The 18,094-nt window shown below is 55.2% G+C and carries 11 protein-coding genes; 10 read left to right on the forward strand and 1 reads right to left on the reverse strand.

Going from position 1 to position 18,094, the window contains the following annotated elements; genetic code table 11:
• Positions 1 to 356 precede the first annotated feature (356 nt).
• Complete coding sequence (locus QEH53_RS06225) at positions 357 to 1,094, reverse strand: helix-turn-helix domain-containing protein (protein ID WP_309022285.1); 738 nt, start codon at positions 1,092 to 1,094, stop codon at positions 357 to 359.
• 120 nt (positions 1,095 to 1,214) lie between these two features.
• On the opposite strand from QEH53_RS06225, the gene QEH53_RS06230 reads away from it, so the two are divergent.
• The 10 genes from QEH53_RS06230 (at position 1,215) to QEH53_RS06275 (ending at position 18,017) form a co-directional block, all read left to right on the forward strand.
• Positions 1,215 to 2,060, forward strand: a complete 846-nt coding sequence (locus QEH53_RS06230; protein ID WP_309022286.1) for a sugar phosphate isomerase/epimerase family protein — start codon at positions 1,215 to 1,217, stop codon at positions 2,058 to 2,060.
• A gap of 41 nt (positions 2,061 to 2,101) precedes the next feature.
• Positions 2,102 to 3,220 (forward strand): Gfo/Idh/MocA family oxidoreductase, encoded by a 1,119-nt coding sequence (locus QEH53_RS06235; RefSeq protein WP_309022287.1) that lies wholly within the window; start codon positions 2,102 to 2,104, stop codon positions 3,218 to 3,220.
• Between the two features lie 70 nt (positions 3,221 to 3,290).
• Entirely contained in the window at positions 3,291 to 6,800 is a 3,510-nt protein-coding gene (locus tag QEH53_RS06240; protein ID WP_309022288.1) for a PVC-type heme-binding CxxCH protein, read from the forward strand.
• Between the two features lie 77 nt (positions 6,801 to 6,877).
• Positions 6,878 to 8,425, forward strand: a complete 1,548-nt coding sequence (locus QEH53_RS06245; RefSeq protein WP_309022289.1) for an MFS transporter — start codon at positions 6,878 to 6,880, stop codon at positions 8,423 to 8,425.
• Between the two features lie 359 nt (positions 8,426 to 8,784).
• The gene (locus QEH53_RS06250) at positions 8,785 to 10,602 is read left to right on the forward strand and encodes an endo-1,4-beta-xylanase (RefSeq protein ID WP_309022290.1); all 1,818 of its coding nucleotides are present in this window, start codon (positions 8,785 to 8,787) and stop codon (positions 10,600 to 10,602) included.
• Between the two features lie 21 nt (positions 10,603 to 10,623).
• Positions 10,624 to 12,177, forward strand: a complete 1,554-nt coding sequence (locus tag QEH53_RS06255; protein ID WP_309022291.1) for a carboxylesterase family protein — start codon at positions 10,624 to 10,626, stop codon at positions 12,175 to 12,177.
• 23 nt (positions 12,178 to 12,200) lie between these two features.
• Complete coding sequence (locus QEH53_RS06260; protein ID WP_309022292.1) at positions 12,201 to 13,229, forward strand: MBL fold metallo-hydrolase; 1,029 nt, start codon at positions 12,201 to 12,203, stop codon at positions 13,227 to 13,229.
• A gap of 96 nt (positions 13,230 to 13,325) precedes the next feature.
• Positions 13,326 to 14,525: an alpha/beta hydrolase-fold protein gene (locus QEH53_RS06265; RefSeq protein ID WP_309022293.1), complete on the forward strand. Its 1,200-nt coding sequence runs from the start codon at positions 13,326 to 13,328 to the stop codon at positions 14,523 to 14,525.
• A gap of 146 nt (positions 14,526 to 14,671) precedes the next feature.
• Positions 14,672 to 16,690 carry an alpha-L-arabinofuranosidase C-terminal domain-containing protein gene (locus tag QEH53_RS06270; protein ID WP_309022294.1) on the forward strand — a complete coding sequence of 673 codons (2,019 nt, stop codon included), beginning with the start codon at positions 14,672 to 14,674 and terminating at the stop codon, positions 16,688 to 16,690.
• A gap of 178 nt (positions 16,691 to 16,868) precedes the next feature.
• On the forward strand, positions 16,869 to 18,017 hold the full coding sequence (locus QEH53_RS06275; RefSeq protein ID WP_309022295.1) for an alpha/beta hydrolase-fold protein: 1,149 nt from the start codon (positions 16,869 to 16,871) through the stop codon (positions 18,015 to 18,017).
• The last annotated feature ends 77 nt before the right edge of the window (positions 18,018 to 18,094 follow it).

Genomic DNA, 18,094 nt, shown 5'->3' on the forward strand with positions numbered 1-18,094 from the left:
AGCCAGGCGAGCCGCAGTGACTCGGTCCTCAAACGCAGTCCGCCCGGCGGTCCGTTCCTGCCCTCGAACACTTAGGACACCGACGCGAAATGATGCCAGGCTCCAAATGATCCAAAATCCAACTACGGTCAATTTGCTCGCAAACGTGAAGTCTGGCCAGCAAGCCCTAATCTCGCCTCTTCGCTCAGAGCGAGCCTTTGCCCCGCCCAGACGGGCGTATCGGGGCCACGATTCGTAGAAGCCGCCATCGCCGCAGCGTCCGCTGACTGACGAGAGCATCCGGCAGTCTAAACTGAACCGCGAAGGACATCTACAAAACCCTGCGCCAATCGATTTCGCGCTGCGGGTTTTGCCCCCTAAGATTTTGGGAGGTGGCGGTGTTTGCGGTAGGCCAGAGGAGTCGTCTCAAAGATGGAACGGAAGTGGCGAATGAAGCTGCTGTGGTCGTAGAAGCCGGACTCCACTGCGATCTCGGTGATGGGCGCGTCACTATTAAGCAGGCGGTCGCTTGCAATGAGGACCCGCAAGCGAACGATATACTGTCTGGGAGTGGTGCGAAAGGTTTCCTGAAACCGTCGTTCAAGCTGTCGCTGCGAGAGCCCAATCCTCTTGGCGAGCTCGGGAATCGAGATCGGCTCCGAATAGTGGCTGCGGATGTACTCGACGAGAGTGAAGATAACGTCGTTCGAATGGTCGAGGATCCTCTCGTAGCTTTGCACGATGCCGCAGATGCCGACAGTTTTCCCCTCTATGTCCTTCATGGGAAACTTCTGGGTAATGAACCACTCGGGGAGCCGCTCCCGCGATGGGAATAGCTCCACTAGGTTTAGCAAAGGCTTTCCGCTTCGCAGGATCTCGAGGTCGTCGGCGAGAAACTTTCTAGCCATGTATGCCGGGAAAATATCCATGTCGCTCTGTCCACGAAGGTCCTCGGCAACGGAGAGACCGCAGCGCTGGGCGAATTCGCGGTTGCCCATCAATATACGGGATTCGCGGTCTTTGACGAAGTACATGATGCCCGGCAGATGCTCGAAAAGTTGATTGAGCGATACGGATGGATCGATTTCGGAAAACCAAGATTTCACTTCAAGCATGGCGGAAAAATACAATTTTTACACCAGTCGATACAAGCTGAATTCTGCTGGGTGCGCTAGACTCTTGCTGTTGGTCGAACCCTACGATCGACGTAGCCCCTTAACCCTGTTATCCCTTTCATGAAATTTGGCGCGAGCACTTGGCTTTGGACCTCTCCCTTCGATGGCAGCGATGTTTCGCTTCTTCATAAAATTGCGGAGCAAGGATTTGACTGCGTAGAGATTCCGGTGGAAGACCCGGACGCGATGGATGCCCAAAGCATCGCGACAGCCCTGAAAGTAACCGGCTTGGAAGCGATCGTTTGCGCGGCCGTCGTGGGCGATCGAGACCTATCCAGCGCGGAACCGCGCAAGGTGCAGGCTGCTGAGGCTTACCTAGAGGCTTGTATCAAACTTGCGGTGACATGGGGAAGCTCCCTTGTGGTCGGCCCCCTCTACGCTCCTGTCGCTAAACAGCGCCTGCCAACGGAAGCCGAGAGGCAAGAGGAATGGTCGCGTTCCGCTACAGGCTTGCGGCGCATGGCAAGCGTTGCACAAGGCTCAGGAGTACGTCTCGGCATCGAGCCCCTCAACCGATTCGAGTCGGATATGGTAAACACGGCAGCAGACGCTCTACGCATGCTGGACGAGATCGATCACCCGGCCATCGGCCTCTCGCTAGATAGCTTTCACATGAACATCGAGGAAGTCGATTTTTGCAAAGCGATCGAGCGGGCGGGCAAACGTTTGCTGCACTTGCAGGTTTCGGACAGCCATCGAGGAGTTCCCGGAGAAGGCAACAGCGATTGGACAGGCTTGCGGGAGGGGCTGCGTCGCATCGGTTACGAGGCCGCGGTGTCGATAGAGAGCTTTTCGCCGGATTCCTCCAGCTTGGCCGAAGCAGTCTGTATCTGGAAACGCTTTGCAGCGAGTCAGGACGAATTTGCGAGAAAAGGCCTGCAGTTTTTAAAAGAATGGTCCGCCTAACGGTATCGGACATACTCGGTTAACCCCAAAAAGTGAATACGATGAAAGTTGCAATCATAGGGCTCGGATTCGGAGCCGAATTTATTCCCATCTACATGGCCCACCCGCGGGCTGAAATGTATGCGATCTGCCAACGCAACGAGGTAAATCTCAACGCGACCGGCGACCAGTTTGGGATTGAGAAGCGCTACACCTCGTTCGAGGATGTGCTGGCCGATCCAGAGGTCGATGCAGTGCATATCAATACGCCGATCCCCGACCACGGCCCGCAGTCGATCAAGGCCCTGGAAGCTGGTAAGCACGTAGCCTGCACGGTGCCGATGGCAACGACCGTCGAGGACTGCAAACGTATCGTGGAGCTCACCAAAGAAACCGGCCTCATCTACATGATGATGGAGACAGTCGTCTACAGTCGCGAATATCTCTTCGTGAAGGAGATGTATGACAAAGGCGAACTCGGGCGTATCCAGTTTCTACAGGCAAGCCACCAGCAAGACATGGCTGGGTGGCCGGGGTATTGGGACGGGCTCCCACCCATGCACTACGCGACACATTGCGTCGGTCCGGTACTCGGCTTGGAACGCAAGTTAGCGGAGACGGTTTCATGCGTCGGATCCGGTAAGATCGACGCAGCCCAGGCGAACGTCTACGGATCGCCGTTCGCGATCGAGTCTTGCCATATCCAGATGAAGGACAGCGACGTGGCCGCTAGAATCTACCGCTCTCTTTTCGAGACGGCACGCCAGTATCGAGAAAGCTTTGACGTGTACGGCTCCAAGAAGTCTTACGAGTGGCCTCTGATCGAGGGAGAAGAACCCGTGCTGCATACGCTCGGCAAGCCAGAACCGGAAATACCGGAGCGTGTTACGGTGCCGGACTACGCTCATCTGCTGCCGGAACAGATTCAGCACTTCACAGGTCGCGGTGTCTATGATGCCGACGAGCACCAGCACCTCTCGTTCACTCAAGGTGCTGGACACGGCGGTTCGCATCCACATCTGGTAGATAACTTTATCGGCGCAGTACTCGACAAGTCGAATCCGTATCCAAACGCGGTTGAGTCCGCTAACATCAGCTGCGTGGGGATTCTAGCTCACCAGTCGGCCATGAATGGCGGCGCCCAAATAAAGATGCCCGACTTCGCGCTTTCTCTGGATTAAAAATTGCCTGCATTCCCATTCAATGGGGCACATGCGCCCTAACCTTTTCAAAAAAGATCCAAATTTGCAGATGAAACTTACCCCTACCTACCAAGTGGCTTTGATTGCTGCAGTCGCTTCGTTCAATCCGATTAGCCCTTCCCTATGGGCCCAGGAGGACAACGATGAAGGCATTATCGACCTCCTATTCATAGGGCACGGCCAACGCGAAGGAAGTGGCTACCACCTCTCTCATGTTTTCGCTCCAGTCTTTAACCGTTCGCTCGGTAGCGAGAAGATTCGTATGCGCTATGTGGAGACGCTGGATGTGCTCAATGCAGAGGACTTGGCGGCGACCGACGCGTTGATGCTGTATGCAAATTACAATACGCTAAGCGAGTCGCAGGAAACGGCTCTGTTCGATTTCGTGGAGGAAGGCGGAGGATTTCTGCCAATCCACAGCGCCAGCGCTTGTTTCGGGCATTCCCAGGAATACGTGGATCTGGTCGGAGCACGATTTCGGAGCCATGGCTACGAGGAGTTTTCCACTACCATTCCAGAGGGTATGGAATCTCACCCCATCTTGCAGGGTTACGAAGGCTTCGTAACCGAGGACGAGACCTACGTGCATGCGGACCACAATGAGGACCAGCGCGAGGTGTTGATGCTGAGAGAAGACGAGCCGTGGACATGGACGCGTACTCATGGTGAGGGCCGCGTTTTTTACACGGCTTACGGCCACGACATGGCCACTTGGGGGCAGGAAGCGTTTCACGATCTGCTGATTCGAGGGATTCTCTGGAGCGTGGGCGATGAGAAACGCGAAGCGAATCGCAGCCTGGCGGCAAGTCTACCCGAGCTGCAATACGAGCAGGCCGACACGATACCCAACTACAGAAAACAGGTCCCTGCTCCTGATCTCGCCAATGCGTTTTCTCCGGAAGAATCCAAGAAACTGAGCATGGTAGCGGACGGCTTCGAGCTGCGTTTGTTCGTGGCGGAGCCGGACATCGTAAACCCGATCGCATTCGCTTGGGACGAGAGGGGTCGTCTGTTCGTCGCCGAATCCGTGGACTATCCGAACAACGTCGATCCCGACCAGCAGGGCAACGACCGGATTCTCATCTGCGAAGATACGGATGGCGACGAGCGAGCCGACACGTTCACGGTGTTCGCCGACGGGTTGAACATCCCCACAAGTTTGACACCTATGGACGGAGGATGGATCGTTTCCCAAGCTCCCCACTTTCTGTTCCTCAAGGATACGGACGGAGACGACAAAGCTGATGTAAAGTATCCAATAAGCGACTACTGGGGAATCCGCGACACCCATGCGGGCCCTTCAAACCTGCGCTACGGATTCGACAACAAAATTTGGGGAGCGGTGGGTTACTCCGAAGTCGAGAAGTCGACTCAAGGCGAATTCGGCCAAGGGGTTTTCCGCATGGATCCAGACAGCGGTCTAGTCGAGCCGATAGGTCTTTTCAGCAACAACACATGGGGCCTCGGTATCAGCGAGGATTTCGAGATCTTCGGCTCGACCGCTAACAATGCACCAGCATGGCATGTCCCCCTGTGGAGACCGTTCACGTACGAGAGAAATGCAGCCCTTCCCTCAGGCTTAGCAGCTAAGATCGACGACTTTACTCAGTTCTTTCCGAACACCCATAAGTTTCTGCAGGTGGACGCCCACGGGCGCTACACCGCTGGATCAGGCTTCAATCTCTACACCGCTCGTGAATTCCCGAAGCAGTACTGGAATGCGTCGGCTTTCATCGGCGGACCGACGGGACATTTGCTGGGACAGTTTTTCCTGAAGGAGAACGGTTCGAGCTATGTCGCCCAAAATCGCGGTTCCCTATTGGCTTCAGTGGACGAGTGGTTATCCCCAGTTTTTACTGACGTCGGCCCGGATGGGCAGCTCTGGGTTGCGGATTGGTACAATTTCATCATCCAACACAATCCCCGCCCCTCGACCCAATCAGCGGGCTTCGAGGCGGAAATGGGCGCCGGGAACGCTCACGAGAACCCACTGAGAGATCAGCACCATGGCCGGATCTATCGCATCGTGGCTAAGGACTCCGAGCCAATGGCGCCTCTCGACTTGTCCGGAGCTAACGCTTCGCTACTCGTCGAAACACTGGCCAACGACAACCTCTTTTGGCGAATGACCGCTCAGCGAAAGCTGGTTCGGGAAAAACGCCGGGAAGCGATTCCATCACTCCGCGAAATTGTTCTTGAGGACAGCACCGTAGATGCGATCGGCCTGAACACTCGAGTCATCCACGCGGTGTGGAGCTTGTCGGGACTGGGAGCATTCAATCTCGATTCATCGGAATCGGAAGCAGTGGTTCGGTCAGCTCTGGAGCACCCCTCCGCAGCCGTTCGCAAAAATGCGGTCATGGCTTTGACGGAGGTGGGCGGCAGCGAAGAGCTCAGCTTGGCCGCGAGCAAGATCGACGACACTGACCCGAAGACCCGCTTGAAAGCAGTCCTCGCGTTAGGACTCCTTCCTGCCTCGGAAGCGCGAGCCAGCGAGCTAATGAGCCTTCGCTCTCAGCTGACAACAGACCCATGGCTCGGCCGAGCGTTTGCTTATGCGACGCTTGAGAATGGCGACGCATACGTGAAGCTCTTGCTCGATGGAGGTTCGTCGGTCGATTTCGAGAGAGGCTTTGACAGTATCGAAGAAGTACCCGAGTACGTTGCCCTGAAGCTCTTCCTCGAGAGGCAAAGTGGCAATCTTCTTGAGGCACTGGGAGAATGGAACCAACTCCCACCGGAAACGATCGCAGTTGCCAGCATGGCGCTGCTAGACGTATGGAAGACGCAACTACACGAACCGAGCGTCAGCGAAATTGAGGCTTTGCAGGAAATGGCCCTTCGCGTAGATTCCGATACGCAAATGCAGCTGAAATTGCGTACGGCTGGCTTGGAACTGCAGTTCGCAAAAATCGACGAGAAGCAATACGAAGACTTCGTGAAAAAGCACACCTTTGAGCCCCAAATTTGGGGATGGGGAAGCGAATCGTCTGGCGAAGAGCTCTACATGCAACACTGCGTAGCTTGCCACGGTTCGGACGCGAATGGAGACATTGGGCTCGGAGCACCCTCACTTCGAGGAATGGAGAATTGGTATACCCAAACTCAACTGCAAAAGTTTCACGTAGGTGTGCGCGGAACTCATTTCAAAAACCCACGCGGCATCGCAATGAAAGGAGCACTCCAGTTCTTGAATACGCAAAGCCGCCCACCGATGTCGATGTCTCACTTAGCTCACTATCTCGAATCGCTCGAGCCGGCAGCTACAGAAGAGCCCACCCTTGAGGGCGACCCCGATAAGGGCCAAGCTCTCTACGCAACCTGTACGGCTTGTCACGGAGCTGATGCCCAAGGAAATGAGACTCTTGCTTCCCCGAAACTCACCGGCAAGCAAGACTGGTACTTGCAAAAGCAAATACGCGACTTTCGCGACGGCGTTCGAGGGTCCGATCCACGAGATGCAAAAGGAGCCGAGATGGCTGCGATGGCCAAGACGCTGGTGGACGACGAAGCGATCCGCGACGTCGTTGCCTATATCCGGTCTTTGAATACGAAATAAGACTTTCTGCCCAGGGGGTCTTGAAGGTCCCTTCTTTCCCACTGCTCCTTGTCCCCTAACCTATTGACCTTGATACCATGACTGACTCTCGAATTAATCCTAAACGTCTTTTGTATGCTGGCTTCACAGCTATCCTCGCCACAGGTATCGGTTTTGCGGTACGCGGCGGAATCTTAGACAACTGGGGAGCCGAATTCGGATTTTCCGCGACACAGCTCGGAGTGATCAGTGGAGCAGGCCTCACCGGATTCTGCTTCGGTATCTTCGTCGGAGGCCTAGTGGTTGATACGATCGGCTATGGGAAGCTGATCGTCGCCTCCTTTCTCCTGCATGTGCTTTCTGCGGTGGTCACCTTCACCGCGACTGCCGGCATGGACACGGCAATCGCTTATCAATGGCTGTTCTGGGGTACCTTTATCTTTGCCTTGGCGAACGGTTCTCTAGAAGCGGTAGCGAACCCTCTGGTAGCGACGCTGTTTCCAGAGAACCGTACCCACTACTTGAATATATTGCATGCTTCCTGGCCTTTAGGCTTGGTGCTCGGTGGAGCGCTCGGCTGGTTGCTCGACGATCGGATGAACGTCTCGTGGAAAGTGCAGTTGGCCATCTTCCTGATCCCTACCGTCGTGTATGGCATCATGTTCATGGGCCAACGCTTTCCGAAGTCGGAAGCGGCTGAAAAAGGCCTCAAGCTCGGTGACATGTTCAAGGATGTAGGCCTGCTGGGTGGATTGGTGATCGCCTTGATGTTATTCCTGTTTTTCCAAGCGACCTTTCCAGCGATCCCAACCTACGTGCTGGCGATCGCCGCCTTGGCACTGATATTCATAATTGGTAAGATAACGAGCTTTGCTCTCGGGTCTGTCATGCTATTCGTCTTGTTTGGAACGCACATTCTCGTGGGAGCAGTCGAGCTCGGCACGGATGGATGGATACAAAACATTACGGGTAGCATCTTGAGCTCTGAGGAAGGCAAATTCTTGTTTGTCATCACATCGCTAACCATGTTTGTCCTGCGTTTCTGCGCGGCATGGATCGAGGAGCACCTAAAGTTGTCGCCCATCGGATTGCTCCTACTGTGCGCGATATTGGCCTTCGTCGGCTTGAACCTTTCGAGCGGTATCGAATCCTTCAAAGGAGCTGTTTTCGCATTGTTGATATACGGTGTCGGCAAGACCTTCTTCTGGCCGACGATGCTAGCGGTGGTTGGCGACCGCTTCCCTCGCACGGGAGCGATCGCGATTAGCATCATGGGCGGCCTCGGCATGATGTCCGGCGGATTGATCGGCCTACCTGGCCTTGGTTACGCAAAGGACCGCTTTGCGAGCGAAGCCTTGCAAGAGGAAGCACCTGCCATTTACCAAGAGATGAAGGCTGTAGACTCCAATAGCTGGCTGATTTTCAAGCCGGTTGCGGCGATCGACGGTAAAAAGCTAGCGGCAGCCCGCTCCCAAGAAATCCCGAGCGAAGTGCAGCAAGCCTTGATCGACTCGAGCTTGAAGGGAGATCGCAAGACCCTCCGAGTGGACTCTTTGATTCCAGCCACAATGGCCATGATTTTTCTCGGTCTGCTAATCTACTTCCGACGCCAAGGTGGCTACAAACGGGTCTACCTCGAGAAATAGCTTAAGGCAAAAGTCGTTACTGGCTCTGCAACAGCCAAGGCTAGTAACCTTCCGAGCGCCGAAGCGTCTGTCCTCGAATCTCGGCAGTCTCCCCAATCAACTAGAGAAGAATAGTTAAACTCTTACTTTAGATATAGTTTCCTGCTAGACTCTAAAGATAGAGCGCACGTGCCGCTGTTAACGTGGGTCGCCGCAAAGTGGATTTACTCGCCTTTGATTTCGATTTCCATCGTAGTCCTTGTCCCCCTTAACACTCCTAGGTGATGCATTGCGCAACGGATGCCCAGCGTCTTCATTTGCGAACGTTGCCTCCGCGAGCCACATACGGGGCCGTTTAACTCTTCCCCCGAATACTCTACATGAAGCTAAAATCGATTCTGACGATACCCATCTTCTCTCTCGCGCTCACTTCGCTTAGTGCCCAAACTGAGCTGCCAAGCGGCAAACAACTCCTTCGCTCGCCGGGCCTCGACGCCTTCTCGCTCCAGCTTATGCCGTCCGCCTTCGACTCAGTCAGTATCGACACTGTCGATACTGAGAGTGATTTCGGGTTCGACTCCGCATGGCGTATCGAAACCAAGGGCGATACCGGGCCTTGGTACGCCGTTCAACTGCAGTCCAGTAGCTTCACCGAATTGAAAAAAGGCGACACCGGCATTGTACGCTTCTTCGCCCGCACCCTCGAATCAGCCGACGAAAGTGGCCTTGGGCAAATCGGCGTCGGCATTCGCCCTGCTATCGGCTGGGGACGTGGCATGGTCAGCGAGACTTTCAATGCCCCAGAAGAATGGGGAGAGTTTCTCGTCCCTTTCACGGCCGACGCTGACTACGAACGTTTCGAAGCCCAGGTCAGTTTCACCCTCGGCTACCGTGCTCAGACCATCGAGATTGGCGGCCTCGAGTGCCTCACTTTCGGCGATGCCGTGGCTTTTAGTGACCTTCCTCGCACCCGCTTCACTTATGAAGGACGCGAAACGAACTCTGCATGGCGAGAAGCGGCTCTCGAACGCATCGAGGAAATCCGCAAAGGCGACCTTTCGATCCGAGTCGTCGACGCCAAAGGCAAGCCAGTCCGCAATGCGAAGCTCACCCTCGCACAAACCGAAAGCGCTTTCGAATGGGGCACAGCCATTCCGTTCGAACGTCTTCTGGTAGATACTCCCGACAACTTAATCTTCCGCGAAAAGGTTCTCGAACTCTTCAATGCAGCTAGCCCGGAGAACGACCTCAAATGGGGAGCCTGGCTGGGCGAGTTCCAAGGAAACTTCAACCGCGAGCAAGCCCTCGATGGACTCAAGTGGCTTCAGGAACACGATATCCCGACTCGCGGACACGTTTTGGTCTGGCCAGGACGCGGAAACTTGCCGGACCAAGTCCGTGAGCTCCTCGGCACGCCCGAGCAGGACCAGATCCAAGGCATCGTGCTCGATCACATCCGCGAGATAAGTGCGGCTACCAAGGACTACCTCTACGAATGGGACGTCCTCAACGAGCCCTACACCAATCACGACCTAATGGATGCCCTCGGCAAGGAAATCATGGTCGAGTGGTTCGAGGTCGCTCGTGAGGAAATGCCGGACATGATGCTCTACCTGAACGATTTCAGTAACCATGATTTCACTACAGACGCCGAGCACGTGCAGCATTTCGAAGACACCGCTCGTTACCTCGTTGACAATGGCGCTCCACTCGACGCCCTCGGCCTGCAAGCCCACATCGGCGGCAAGCCCAACGCACCTGAGAATGTGCTGGCCACCCTCGATCGTTATTGGAACGCCTTCAACCTCCCAATTCGCATCACCGAATTCGATATCCGCACTACCGACGAAGAGCTTCAAGCGGACTATACCCGCGATTTCTTCACCCTCGCTTTCAGCCACCCATCGATAGTTGGAGTCCAATTGTGGGGCTTCTGGGAAAACGCTCACTGGATACCCACCGCTGCCATGTACCGCGAAGATTGGTCCGAAAAACCGAGCGTCGATGTTTACAAGTCCCTCCTCTTCGACCAGTGGCGTACCAATCTCGAATCCAAGACCGACAAAGAAGGAACCTTCGCCACCCGCGCCTTCTTCGGAGACTACACCGTAACCGTCCAAGCGGGAAACAAGGAAATTGAATATAGCTTCGCGCTCCCACGCGGCGAATCCAAGGAAGTCGAAATTCAACTACCGTAGCACACACACGCAATATCCCATATGAAAACGAATCTCTTCTACTCGCTCGCCCTCGTCGCGGCTACGTTCGCCTTCGCAAACCAGCCGGACCCGGTAAAAACGGAATACGGCCTCGTCCAAGGTGTGAACGAAAACGATCTCACTGTCTACCGCGGCGTCCCCTTCGCCGCCCCACCAGTGGGAGATTTGCGCTGGAAAGCGCCGCAACCAGCCGCCTCTTGGGAAGGCGTTCGACAGGCCACCGACTTCGCCCCCGATCCCATGCAAGGCGACGGTCAGGGAAATGTCAGCGAGGATTGCCTCTACCTCAACATCTGGTCGCCGGCCAAATCCTCTGACGAGCAACTTCCCGTTCTCGTCTGGATCTACGGGGGAGGTTTCGCCTTCGGTTCCACCTCGACACCGGTCCACAATGGCGAACATCTAGCCCGCAAAGGCGTCATCCTCGTGAGCGTCAACTACCGAGTTGGCAGCCTCGGCTTCTTGGCCCACCCCGAACTGAGTGCCGAGTCCGATAATGGCGTATCCGGAAACTACGGACTGCTTGACCAAATTGCAGGACTCGAGTGGATACAAAACAACATAACCGCTTTTGGGGGCGACCCTGACAAAGTCACAATCTTCGGCGAATCAGCAGGAGGCATCTCCGTAAGCATGCTCTGCGCGTCTCCTCAGGCCAAAGGACTCTTCCGGGCCGCCATATCCCAAAGCGGCGGTTCTTTCGGTCCTAGTCGTCCCACCACGTACCCGGGCGAAAATATGCGTACGCTCGCCATGGCGGAGCAATCAGGGATCACCTACGCGGAAAAGGCGGGAGTCTCGTCAATCGAGGCCCTTCGCGATGTACCTGCGAAAGAGCTCCCCGGAGGCTGGGGCAGCGGATCCTCATGGCCCATCGTCGACGGATTCGTTGTTCCTGACGATCAATACAAGCTGTATGAGAAAGGTGACTACAATCACGTCGACGTTCTGGTAGGCTACAATTCTGACGAAGGCCTCAGTTTCTCTCGCGAGGGCAGCGTCGATGAATGGACCGCCAATGTTGAAACCCGCTATGGTCCCTTCGCCGAAGAACTCATAACTGCGTATCCACCCGTTGGCGACCGAGTCAGCAAAACCGCTCGAGACCTCATGCGCGACGCAGCCTTCGGATGGCAGACTTGGGCATGGGCCAACCTCCAAGCCAAGACCAGCGATTCTAAAGTATTCTACTACTATTTCGACCAACATGCGGACCACCCCGCCGATTCCGATGCGGCCGACCATGGCATGCCCCATGGCGTCGATGTTCCCTACGTATTTCAAACCCTCGCTTCGGACGATGCCAATCTGTCAGAAGCCGACCACGAACTATCCGATATCGTTTCAACTTATTGGACAAACTTCGCCAAGCACGGAGACCCCAATGGTCCGGGCGTTCCTGAGTGGCCCGAATATACTTTGCAAAACCGCCAGCTTATGTACTTCGATGACGAAGCCTTTATCGGTCCAGTCCCCAGTGCCGCATCTCTCGAAGTCCTCGACGACTACTTCGAATGGCGTCGTACCTCGGAGGGTAAGGCTTGGGCGAAATAGGTGCCATTTTCATCAAAAATGCTATGACTAAACGTCCGGACGAAACGCATAACTCTTCGCGGCGAGACATGCTGAAGGCTCTGGGCCTCGGAGCAATCGCTCTCGGTGGGTCCTCGCTCTCGCAATCGACGCGACTCCATGCGCAAAGTGATCGTCCCGAACCAAATAACGTTCGCAATCCTTGGATTTACGCGTTCACCATCGGAGACTCCGAGGCATGGGTAATTAGCGACGGCCACTTTTCGTTCAACCAGGGGCTGGATATGATGTATCCAAAAAACGAGCGCGACGAAATGAAACGAACGCTCGAGGAAAACTACGAGCCAACCGATACCATCCCCATATACGTCAACATCTTGGTAATACGGAAAGATTCCGAAATCGTTGTTTTCGACGCAGGATTCGGCTCAGTCGATAACCCCGACATGGGTTGGTTCAGGGAGGGCTTGGCCACCATCGGGATTCATCCAAGCCAAGTGACCGCTGGATTTCTGAGCCACGCCCACGGAGACCATATCGACGGCTTCGTTAACGCCGATGGAAAGCCGTTGTTCCCCAACGCCGCAATTTATACCACACCGGAAGAATTCTCCTTTTGGCGGCAAAAGGATCCTGACTTCTCGAAGTCCCTGCGTCCACCGAGCTGGATTCCCGGCATGGTTCGAAATGCCCAGGAAAAGTTCGAAATCTTAGCTCCCCAGATTCAAACCGTAAGCGTGGGAACCCAAGCCCTTAGCGGCTTAGTCACGGTCGAGGACGGATTTGGCCACACCCCTGGGCATAGCATATTCCGTATCCAATCCGCAGGCGAGAGCCTGCTACATATCGTGGATCTGGTACATAACCACTTACTCATGTTTCGCGACCCCGCGTGGTCGATCGCGCTAGACCACAACCCAGAACTAGCAGTCAGCGCTAGAAGACGCGTATTCGCCCAGGCCACAGAAGAACGAGTCCGGTGCTTCGGCTTCCACGTTCCTTGGCCCGGGATTGGAGGCATTGCCGCACGAAACAAAGCCTACGCTTGGATCCCCGAAAGGCTGTGGTGGTAGATCTTTCACGGATACGAATCGCCTAAACTGGAAAACATTCTCGTCTAATCAGATAGTCCTCATTTCGAAAATTTAACTCTGTCATACCCCTCGCCTATGAAAAAACGTCACCTACTCCCCCTGTTCACGTTAGTCGCCAGTTGCCTGATAAACATGGCCTACGCCGACGAACTTCCCGGCACTCCCGCCAGTACCAATACCCCCGGCTCAGCCTACCCACGCATCCTCCCTGACAATAGAGTCGTGTTCCAAGTAAAGGCCCCCGAGGCCGATCGTGTCGCTTTTCAAACAGACAAGACTTACCCAGCGACCAAGGACGAAGAGGGAACCTGGACCGTCACCACCGACCCTCAGGCACCAGGTTTTCACTACTACTGGCTTGTCATCGATGGCGTTCAGGTAAACGACCCCTCCAGCGAAACCTTCTATGGCACTGGGAAGCAGACAAGCGGCATCGAAATACCCGAAGCCGGTGATACCGGAGCATACTACGATTTTCAGGATGTCCCTCACGGGGAGGTGCGAGAGCGCTGGTACCAGTCGTCAGTTACCCAGGGACCACGCCGCTTCTTTCTCTACACCCCACCCGGTTATGACCAGTCGCCCGACACCAGGTACCCCGTGCTCTATCTCCAGCACGGCGGTGGCGAGGACGAGCGAGCCTGGCCGATACAAGGTCGCGTCGCCCACATCATGGACAACCTCATCGCGTCCGGCGACGCAGAACCGATGCTCGTCGTCATGGAGCGTGGATACGCCTTGCGGCCCGAGGAAGAGCCAATTCCCTTCCGCATGGGACCCGATGTTTCCATGGACGAACTCAATCGCCAGATGCTAAAACGCTTCGCGTCCTTCGAAGCGGTTATCATCGAGGACGTGATTCCTTTCATCGATTCGCAGTACCGCACAATTCCAGATCGCCACCATCGCGCGATCGCTGGATTCTCAATGGGCGGCTTCCAAGCCTATATGATAGGGCTCCAAAACCTGGATACGTTTGCATCTATCGGAGGACTAAGCGGCACCGGCCACTTCGGCCCCGGAGACATCGATCCCGAAACCTACTACGGCGGAGCCTTAGCCGACACTGCATCCTTCAACGAAAGCATGGATCTCATGTTCTTCGGCCACGGCACCCAAGAGCCCGATCGTATGATGGCTGGCTTCAACGCCTTTCACGCTAACCTTAGTCGAATAGGCATAGACCACGTCTACTACCAGTCCGAGGGCACCGGCCACGTATGGCTTACCGAAAGGCGCAATCTTCGTGAACTCGCCAAACGTCTCTTCAAATAACTCTACAGAAAGAGCACTAAAAACTGAATACGGGAAAACTACCCTTCCCTCCACAAAGTCGGCCCGATCAAATTCAAACCCTACCAGTTTCGCCAGAGCCCAATCAAATTAATCGTAACCAAATAAACATCACAACCCTACAAAACTTGAAAAAGAGTATATTAATGCTAGGAGCCCTGCCGTTTGCCTTATCGGCGCAACCAACGATAGACGTCGATCTACGCATCGATGCAGATAAGCGCGCAGAAGCAATCAACCCCATGATCTACGGTCAATTCATTGAGCACATGGGCCGCTGCATCTACGGAGGCATCTGGGCAGAGATGCTTGAAGACCGGAAATTTTATCACTCGGTCACTGAGGACTACGATCCCTACGGTGATCAGACCCTTGCGGACCCGGACTTTCCCGGGATCATCGACACAACAGAGTTTCCTGTCGTTTCCTCATCGCCGTGGGAAATCGTCGGCGAGCCCTCGGGAGTGACTATGGTCACCGAGGATAGCTTCGTGGGTAAACACACCCCGCAAATCGCCACTGGCAGCGGCATTCGCCAAAACGATCTCGGCATCAAAGAAGGCCTCGCGTACCCGGGTTACCTCTGGGTCAAGCCAATCGGCGGCTCTGCCGAGGTCGAAGTCAGCCTCAACTGGGGCGATGGCGAGGATCAAAAGAGATCGCAGGTAATCAAGTTCTCAGGCAAAAAATACGCCAAAAAGGACTTCGCCTTCACCCCGGATGAAACCACCTCGCAGGGAGCCTCGCTCGCAGTGCGCGTGCTAAGCGGAACGATTCAGCTGGGCACCCTCTCCCTCATGCCAGGCGACAACATAAACGGTATGCGAAGCGACACCATCGAGCTCCTTAAGGAACTCGACTCCCCTATCTATCGCTGGCCGGGCGGCAACTTCGTCAGCGGGTACGACTGGCGAGACGGCATCGGCGACCGCGACCGTCGTCCCCCGCGCACCAATCCGGCCTGGACCGGCGTCGAGCACAATGACTTCGGCACCGATGAGTTCCTCGCTTTCTGCCGCTTGCTCGAAACCGAGCCTATGATCGCGGCTAACACCGGATTCGGTGACGCCTACTCCGCCAAACAATGGGTCGAGTACGCCAATGGCGACACCTCCACCATCGGTGGCAGCTGGAGAGCTGAAAACGGAAACAAAAAGCCTTACGACGTAGAGTACTGGTGCGTCGGAAACGAGATGTGGGGCAACTGGCAGCTGGGCCACATGCAGTTGCATCACTATACGCTTAAGCACAACCGAGTCGCCGAAGCCATGCTGGAAGCCGACTCCGACCTGATCCTGATCGCCTCGGGCGACTTGGAACGCGTGAACGAAACAGATCTGGTGCAAGTCCGTCGCGGCGTCACTTGGACCGAGGGCATGCTCAAGGACAGCCACGAATACATGGACTACATCTCCGAGCACTTCTACACTGGGCGCACCCCTTGGTCTGACACCGAGCGCGGTCCTATCGCCGAACACTTGGAAAGCATGCGCCAAAACATCCGCACCAAGGCAGAAGGCCACCGCGAGCTGCAGCCAAAACTCGAGGAACTGGACGGTAAGCAGATGCCCATCGCCATGACCGAGTGGAACTACTGGCACCGCAACTACAAGTACGGCGAGCTGGGCTGCGTCTATGACATAGCGGACGGACTGGGCATCGCCGCAGGCCTTCACGAGTACTTCCGTCACACCGACATTATTGATATGGCCCTGTACGCCCAGACGGTGAACGTGATTGGAGCGATCAAGACCACCCGCATCGCTGCGGAAATGGCTACCACAGGAATCGCTCTCACGATGTATCGCCGCCATTTCGGAACGCTTCCAGTGGAAGTGGAGTTCGAGCACGACGTATTGGATGTTTCCGCCGCCCTCACCGAAGACGGCAAGGCCCTGACCCTTTCCGTGATCAATCCCACCGAATCGGAAATCACCGTCGGCCTAGATCTAAGCGGATTCGCTTTGAGCGACGGCGGCACGCGGTGGCACTTTAGCGGTCCTGACGAGTTCGCACATAACACGCCCGGTAAGAAACGCGTGGTTGAGGTCGTCGAAACCGAGATCAGCCAGCCCGCCGAAGGGCTGAGCTCTCCCGCCCTGAGTGCATCGATCTTTGTCCTGCCTCTGAATAAAGCAGTGAAGTAGCGTATCGCGCACGCAGACAATCTTATCGCGGCTCTTTCCTTCTCGAAGGATTGAGCCGTTTTTTTTAAACCTGCAATCGCTCAGGCCTTGAGCTGACGTAAAGCGGCTAAAGTGCAGTCGGTTAAACGGCAAAAATACCGTTTCTAGAAGTTATTTCAATCAACCCATTCAGCCACCTATGAAAACACCCCTTGTAAGCTGTTTAACTATTTTAGTCTTCCTCTGTTCGATAGCGAAAGGCGTCCAAAGCGACTCAAACCCTGCCCCATCGAATGTCGCAGGATCACAATATCCAAGTCTGGATAGCGAGCGTCGTGGCACCTTTGAAATCAAGGCTCCAGAGGCTAGCAACGTCCAAGTCGACCTCCCTCAAGGCAACTATGACATGCAAAAAGGAGAAGAGGGTATTTGGAGAGTCACTACGCCGCCCATCGAGCCGGGGTTTCACTACTACTCCTTTCGTATCGACGGAGCACTGGTCTTCGACCCAGGGAGCCACGCCTTCTACGGAGCCAGTCGTCATGGCAGCGGTATCGAAATACCGGAACCGGGAGTGGACTTCTATGACGTAAAGGACGTGCCGCACGGTAGCCTGCGCTCCCAGCTTTACTTTTCTTCTGTAACCAATTCTTGGAGACACCTTTTCGTTTACACGCCACCGGGCTACGACCTAAACCTCGACCAACGTTATCCCGTGCTTTACCTACAACACGGCGGAGGCGAAGATGAGACCGGATGGGTAAACCAAGGCAAGACTGACCGCATCCTCGATAATCTCATCGCGGAGAAAAAGGCTGTACCGATGCTGGTCGTGATCGCAAATGGCAATCTCCCTCGCCCTGAAGGCATACCTTTCGGATATAGCCTAGAAGGTATGGTTCCGTTCTCCGAGGAACTGCTGGAAAATATAGTCCCTTTTATCGATGAAAACTTCCGCACCGAAGCCAAGGCCTCCCAGCGGGCGCTCGCCGGACTTTCCATGGGCGGCGGTCAGTCCTTCATCGTCGGACTTGCCAATACCGATACGTTCGGCTCGATAGGAGCATTCAGCACCGGACTCTTCGGAGGAATTCGCCGCAGCGGTCCTTTCGATGCAGAGGCCTTTGTACCGGGGTTTGTAACCCAAGCGGAAACCTTTAACGAGAAACTAGAAATCTTCTACCTCTCATGTGGCGAGCAGGACGAACGGATCGAATTCACCCAACAGGTCGTATCCGATTTTCGAGAACACGGACACGAGCTAGCATTCAACTCCTTTCCTGGCGGCCACGAGTGGCAAGTTTGGCGTAAATCTCTGCGTGACTTCGCGCAACGGATCTTTCGCTAAATTCGGAGAATTAATCTTGGCAACAAACCGCTAAACTCCAAGGGCAAAACAGCCCTCGATTGCGGTGCCTCAAATTG

This window comes from Pelagicoccus sp. SDUM812002 (assembly GCF_031127835.1).
In the GTDB taxonomy this organism is placed as follows: Bacteria; Verrucomicrobiota; Verrucomicrobiia; order Opitutales; family Opitutaceae; genus Pelagicoccus.